The sequence below is a fragment of the Nocardia sp. NPDC004604 genome (assembly GCF_040609795.1).
In the GTDB taxonomy this organism is placed as follows: Bacteria; Actinomycetota; Actinomycetes; order Mycobacteriales; family Mycobacteriaceae; genus Nocardia.
The window spans coordinates 1-7,285 of the sequence record NZ_JBEXLC010000251.1 but is presented as its reverse complement, the minus strand read 5'-3'; the positions used below and the strand labels follow the sequence as shown (position 1 = coordinate 7,285).

Below are 7,285 nucleotides of genomic sequence, written 5' to 3'. Positions count from 1 at the left end.
CGGTCGGCAGCACCGCACACCTCGGCGGCCTCGAGATCTTCGAACTCGACGTCGAGCCCCACTGGGATGACACCAGAAGTCTCATCCGGCACCTGCGGGTCACCGCGGGCACCGATGAGCTGTGGATCAAAGTCGTGCCCGCCACCTACGAGGTGGCCCTCGGCCAAGGCCAGCCGTACATCGTCACCCGCACCTTCTACGACCACCTCGGCCGCCTGCACGTCTTCGGATACACCCTCCCCAACAACGGCGGCATGATGGCCGCGATCCGGTACATCAGCGCCGTGCTCCGCGAATCTCCTGGGGCGGAGGGGTCTTCGGAGGCAGTAGTGGATGCCACTGCGGCGATGCTGGTGGTGCGGGCGCACGCTGCCCCGGCCGGCTTCCCTTCCGACTGGCGGAGCCCGATTGGCAACCTCCCCAAGGTCATCACTCTCCTGCGCCGCGGCATGTACGACACTGAGGTGATCGCGGCGCGGCTGGCGATCACGCCGCATGATGTGCATGCGCTGCTTCGGGAGGCGGCGGCAGCGCTGGGCCGACCGCGATCGATCGACAAGGTGCTCGGTTGGTTGGTCCGGCACGAAGATCGCGACCTGAATTGGCTCTCACCGGTCCAGCGGACGGTTGCTCAGGCGGTGCGAGATGGCGCCCACAGCCCGGACGCGATCGCGGCACAGCTGGGAGTACCGGCACAGAACGTCCGGATGACGTTGTCGAGGTTGGTCGACACCCTCGCGAGGGGGACGTCGACGTCGGAGCCGCGTTGGTTGGATTACGGGACGACGATCCTGGATCTTGCCGAGGCCGGCTACGCCGATCCAATGCTGCTGTCCGAGCGCGAGATCGAGATTGTGCAGGTGGTGGTGGCCCTGGGACGGCAACCCGACGGATCGATTCTCGGCCGCAACGCGCGTGTCAGCCAACTGGAAGATCGAGTGGCGGAGCACGAGAGCGCGCACCAAATACTGGCGGACGCGGACGAACCTGTCGGTAGCCTCGAGGAGTGGCGAAGCAGCCAGGGGGAGTACGCCAAAACGAACCTTGACGAGTCGATGGCCGAAGGTATGGTCGCGGTCCGGGCAAGCGAGTTCTCCTCCTGGCGTTCTTATGAATACGCGGTGTTGTACCGGGCCCTGATGAACATGCCGGTGTTGACAGCGCAGGACGTGGAGCTGTTCCAGCAGGCCGAGCGGCTCGGCATGTGGTATCCGCATCTCAAGGATCCGGTGCGCCTGCGCGAATGGGTCGGTGCAGGTGGCCCCAATGACAGTTTCGTCGGCTTCCCCTTGGCCGGCAGGGACGACCGTGTGCCGGGTCTGGAGGCGGTCCAAGGGCACACGAGAGATGGTCATGTCCGCGATGGTGGTGTGACGGACTCGGTTGTAGACGCTGCTGGATTCGGTACCGAGAACGCGATTCGCTTGCGAGCGGGGGAGGAGTTGACCGAGGATCTGTGGTCGCGGATCCTGGGTGAGTTGCGGCGCCGACAGTGGAGCGACCCGCACCGCGAGGGCGCCGTGCAGACGATGATCACGCAGCGGCTCGCGCGTGGCGATATCCCCGCCGGGACGGCGCTGCGCGTCGAATTCTCCGACGTGGATCCGGTAGCCGGGACCGAAGGAGAGACCCCTCGGGTTCTCTTGATCGCCGAAGGCGACGCCGACAGTGGTGGTTCCGATGAAGTGCGCATGCAGATCACGTGGCGCGACCGGGCTGCGGGCGATCTGAGCATCGATCCGTCCGGTGCCGACGAGATCTCGAGGACGGACCCGATCCAGCCGAACTTGCCGCACCGCTATGACGAAGACGGTGGCGATCATTCGGATGATTCATCTGCGGCGGTGTCGGCTCGGCGGTTGATTGTCGATATCGGTGGGTTGTCGGAAGTACAGGCGCGGGATCATGTCGCTCGGGTCTGGGAGCGGGTCGGTCCTGAGACCCGGGTCATCGGGGTTATGTGGCTCGCCGATTCCCATGCTGCTGGCGAATTTACCGCGGAGAGGCAGCGTAAATGGGGTGGGCTTCCGGTGGGTTCGATCGACGCTTTCTTTGAGGTGCCGGAGGGGGTGTTGCTCCAGAAGCTTCTGGGTGAACGGGGATTCGGGGCGGTGGAGGTCGAGGAGCATCAGGACGGTGCTGTCGGCCTGACTTTTCACCGCCCAGGACAATTCCTTCTCGATGGCGCGAGGGCTGTCGAAGAGGGTGTCGCGGCCTACTTGCGGGGTGATCCGGTGGTATTGCTCGCCGATTTGTTGAGGCGGCTCGATCATCTCGACAGGGTGAACGACACCGAGCGTGCTCGGCGGCGGGGGGCGGGACTGGCGTGGGATCGTGTGCCGGACCGGCGTGTGGCGCGGCTGCGCCGTGAAGTCGAGGCGTATCTGGAAATCAATTTCCAGCTGGCCGAGGCCGAGTCGGCGAACGGTATCGAAACCGATCCCTGGACTGTACGCCGCGCTGCTGCTGCGGTTTTCGCGCTGATCCCGGGCGATGTGGACATCGATCCGGTAGTCGCGCGGACGTTGGACGGGGCGATTCGTCTGACGGTGCGCTATCGCGGTGAGCCGATAGATGGTATCGAGGATGCGTTGCGCCGGGCCGGAATCGTCGTGAGTGTCACGGATTCGGACCGCGGGCGGTACCACGAACTCAGCTGCGTTCTACGCCCTTGGTTGGGTGATGATCCCGAGAACGTTGTGAGGACGTCGGGTGCACCGGATCTCGGCGCACAACTTGTCAGCGGGGTACCTGGTTCCGGGCGGGGCACGGATGATCCGGTTGGTCAGGGCCTGCCCATGAATCCCACCGAAGACGGCCTTTCGGGGGGAGCTGACGAATTAGTCGACGCCACTACGGATGCGGATGCTGTCGCGGAGTTGGAGGTTGCCACCGATCCAGATGGGGAGTCTGGCGCGGTCGCGCAGCCGGTGACGACGCCGGCTGTTGCTGCGGAGTTGGGTGCCGGGCGTCCAGCAGTGCGTGCGGGGATAGAACAAGCGCGGCTCGCATTGATCTCCGATGTCGATGACGCCCGTATCCCCCTGGAGGATGTTTTCCTCGAGGGGCCGGTGCGGGATGCGGCGATGTGGCTGTGGCGGCGTCACCGGGTGATGGTGGATTTGGTCGGTTTGACGGTGGGCCGAGATGATCGCCGACTCGATGAACAGGCCGCGCTGCGGGTGCTTCGCACGATCGCGGCGACGTACGCCGGTATTCCGGCGTTGTTGCCCTGCCAGGTCAACAACGGCTCGCTCGCTCGGGCCGATCACGGCGGGACGACCGTGGCGGTCGATGAGACGAGGGAGTTCGCGCGTCAGGCCACGACCGCAGTGATCGAGACCGTGGCGATCACGGGGTTGCTGGCGGGGGTTTCGGGAGCGGGTTTGGTGAGCTTGCTCGGTCTGCTGCGGTTGACGGAGGTCTCGTGGCAGTACGTTCGTCATCGGGCGGTGCGAAGCGCGTTGGACGGTCGCGTGGAGTCGGCCGGTGCGTCATCTGGGCGGGTGGGTCGTATCGAGCTCGACAAGTCGTTGTTCTCGGCGACGGCGGCGCAGGAATACGCGGCACGGGTGGCCGGTGAGCGGGTGCCAGGCGGTAGAGCTGTCTCGGTATTCGAGGAATTGAAGGATGGTGTGCGCACCGGCATGTTCCGGGGTGGCGGGGATCCTCCGGTGGATGTGACGCTGCGCCAATTGGGGCAACTGGCTTGGCTTTCCGGTGGTGATCGGGCGGCCGAGGCGATCATGCCCGCGCTGTGGGCGGTATTCCTGGAGAACCCCGGCTACCGCGACGCGTGGCCGACGCTCCCCGGTATGAGGTTTGCGGTGTGGTTGATGCGGCAGTTCAGCCTGCACGCGCTGGGACCTAGGCTGAATACCGAAGCTGGCCAGCCGGTGCTCGATCCTGGGCAGTTGGCCACCTTGTTCGCCGAGTCCTTCGTGGCGGTGCGCAGTAAGCATGCTGTCGCGTCGGTTGGCGAGGAGACGGTGTATCGGGTCGTGATGGCCGCGCTGTCTCCCACTACTGACACCGGCACAGCCGGCGCGGTGCGGGAGATTGATCCGGCCGATGCAGCGGAGGCTGTGGGCGCGGAGTCAGCCGGGCCGAAGGCCGTCGCGGCGCATGACTTGCCAGATCCGCACGATTCCGTTTACGTGTCGGCGGAATTGGCTGACTGGTACGAGCGGGTCGACGAGCTGATCGGGTCGGGTGCGCGGATCGTGGTGGTGCGGGGGGCGGGGACGGCGGGCGGGATCGACGCGGCTGCGGCGGCCCGGTGCGTCGAGCTGCTGCGCGGGCGAATCGAGCGGATAACCGCTGGGGGCGAGTCGGTGGTGCTGCTGTTCGATGGTGGCACCGATAATCCGCGCAAGCCGGATGTGGGATCGGTTTTCGGCGGATTGATGGACGCGCTGGCGGGTGACTGGCAGGTAGCCGCAATATCTGTTCAGTCCGAGTGGGCCCAAGCTCCGAGGCTGGTCGCCTATTCGGGCTATGAGCAGATCGTCGTCGGCCGCGTGGATGCGATCACAGCCGAGCAGCTCGACGATCTCAGCGTGAAGGCTGTCTACCGCTCCGGCGACATCGGTCCGGTTCGGGTAACCTTGTTGGCCGCGCTCAACAGCGAAGCGCTGTCCGACAATGCTCTGACCCCGGCCGCTCGGGTCGCGGTCGACGCTAACGAATACCCCAGGCTGCGCTTCGACTTCCTGGACTCCGCCGCGTGGCATGAATTCGCTGCCCACGATCTGCTCGATGCCAAGATACAACTGGCGCTGGCCGAGTACCAGCTCAGTCACCTGGCACCGAAAGACGGCGCGCTATTCAACTTGACGCGCGTGCACGACGAGATGAGCGCACGGCTGGCGTGGCTGACCGCAGAATTGGGTGCGAATTCCGTCCTGTCGGAAACGTCCGACTTGCTCGGCGCCGCGTTTCGCGCACTTCGGGATCTGTATGGAAGGCAGGTCGCCGACCGAGTCACCCCGATGATGCCGTTGCCGGACCGCACGCGACTCAAGGCTGTAGTTGCGGCGATGCCGTGGAACTCGACGGTCCTGGTTGTGGAAGGCAAGCGGCCGCACTTGCTTCACAATCACAAGTCGGTGATCGTCAAGATCGATCTGGAATCTGGAGGGTGCGAGGTGTATCTTCCGGACGAGGGGCCGCCTGCGCGGGGCTTCTTCCTCGACAGCTGGGGCGACCTGGTTTATCCGGACGGTCTTGACCTTGTCACACCAGAATTGGCCACCGAGACGCCGTCGGCGCTTGCCGACACTCTTGCGGCCTTCCCGGAGGCATTCGACAGACTCATGGGCCAGGGTGCGTACGCGCGGCTCGAGCGCTGGGTATTGGACGAATTGCTGCCGAATCACCCTGAGGAACGCGGTATCCCGCAGGCTGCCCTGGTGGCCCTGCGCGCCTATGGTTGTGGGCTGTTCACCGAACCGGATGCCGTGCGTGGCACCGACGACCCGGTGTACCTGGCCGACCGTCAGGTATTCGAGGATGTCCTCACGGCCGGGATGGAACGCATGCCGATGTACCGAACCACCGCAGGTTGGGGACTCGACGTGGCCGAGTCCGACGTGCCAGAGTTACTGGCCGGATATACCGACGGCGTGTTCCTCCCCGAGCAGGCCGTGGTCGGTATGGATGCCGGGATTCCGAAACTGGGTAACATCCAGTTCACCGTCTATGCCGCGCGCGCGCGGGACCTTCGCCTGTTCTCCGAACCCGCAACCAGTCGGACCGCCGTGGCGTACCCTCCCGGCATCCGCCTCCAGGTGGGCAAGCGTTACGACGACGACGGAGTTTGGCGAATCACTTTGCGGGAATCAACGGCGGGTGTTGCCGCAGAAGTGGTCGAATCGCGAATCCCCCCGGCCGATTGTATCCGCGGTAGGGACTTGCTCAGGGACCTGGACTACCGCACCCTCAGCACCTTGGACACCTCGGACGTCGAGGCAGAAGGCGATGGCATTTTGGGCGGGATCTACCGCCACCAGGGATTCGACGGACTGCCGACAATGGTCGGCCCAGGAGGAATCGATGCGCTACTGGCCGCGGGTGGACGGGAACTCTTCCGTGGCGTGACCGAGCCCCGCTACGTCGCCCAGTTCCGAACCGGCAGCTACTTCCCAGGTCGTTCCGCATATGGCATTAGCTCGGGCAACGGCACGTATGTGACGACCAGCAGCAAGGTTGCGCTGCACTATGCGGAGGAGCGGCCCGACGGTGTCGTCCGCATGGCACTACGGCCCGATGCCCGCGTTCGCGATATCGCGAACATTCACGATGAGCACGTCCTCGTGACGTCTGTCCTGAAAAACGAGATTGCAAAGCTGACGCGTATCGAGCGACCGACGTACCAGGTGATCGCCCGGATCGACGCACTTCGTAACCAGCTCGTTGTACTCGGCGATCTTGGGCGCTTCGCCGCTGCGAAGGGCTACGACGCCTACCGCACTTACGGTGGCTACTGGGGCGAAGACGATGAGTACTGGGTCATCCTGAACCGTACCGCGCTGGTAGTTGAGGACGCTCCCCTCCAGGCTCCGACCAGCCATGCCAAGCTGACTGGTGGTGACGATCGGGCGGTGACCTCGGACCAACGTGTCTTGCCCGATGGTCTGTGGCAGCTGTACAACCTGATCGCGCATTGGCGTCAACAGGCGTGGGTTGTCCTGTGCGACCGCGCGATGCCGGGGTCGAGGACCGACGAGACGTCGCCGATCGATGAGGTCCAGACATACAACCGACTCAGTGCCGAGACACAATTCATCGATCAGCTCGCTACCGACCTGGACGAAACGACGATATCCTCGGAGTCGGCCGACGATCCGGTCACAAGCTCGCAGTCGGACAGCCCGACGGCCACGGTGGCACGGCTCAATGAGTTGGCGGAATCCATCGCCGAAGCCCGGTCTCGGCTACGACGACTGACTGCCGGGCCGGAACGCGACTCTGCTTCGGGAGAACTCACACACCTGTGGCAGGAATTCGATGCCGCGTGTGCGCCAGAGACCGTCGGCCAGGCGTACAACCAGTGCGACCCGTTGCTGTTGCGGCAGGTGAAGGCCGAAACGGGAAATGACCACTTCGGGATACTCGACGGTGTTGGGCCACGGGGTGTTACACAATCCGCGCATGAGGACGCGTGGTCGGCCGGATTGCAGGAATTTCGCGACCGCGACGAAGTTGCCGCGATGGTCCGCGATCTGGCTGAGTCCATGAACGTGTCGCGGCGCGACGGCGTCTTCGCGGTCGTTGTCACCGAGCT

1 protein-coding gene is annotated in these 7,285 nt (G+C 64.8%); it reads left to right on the top strand.

Annotated elements, in window-relative coordinates; all coding sequences use genetic code 11:
* The coding region (locus tag ABZW16_RS42245; protein WP_354961788.1) for a hypothetical protein at positions 1-7,285 on the top strand (7,285 nt) is incomplete at both ends.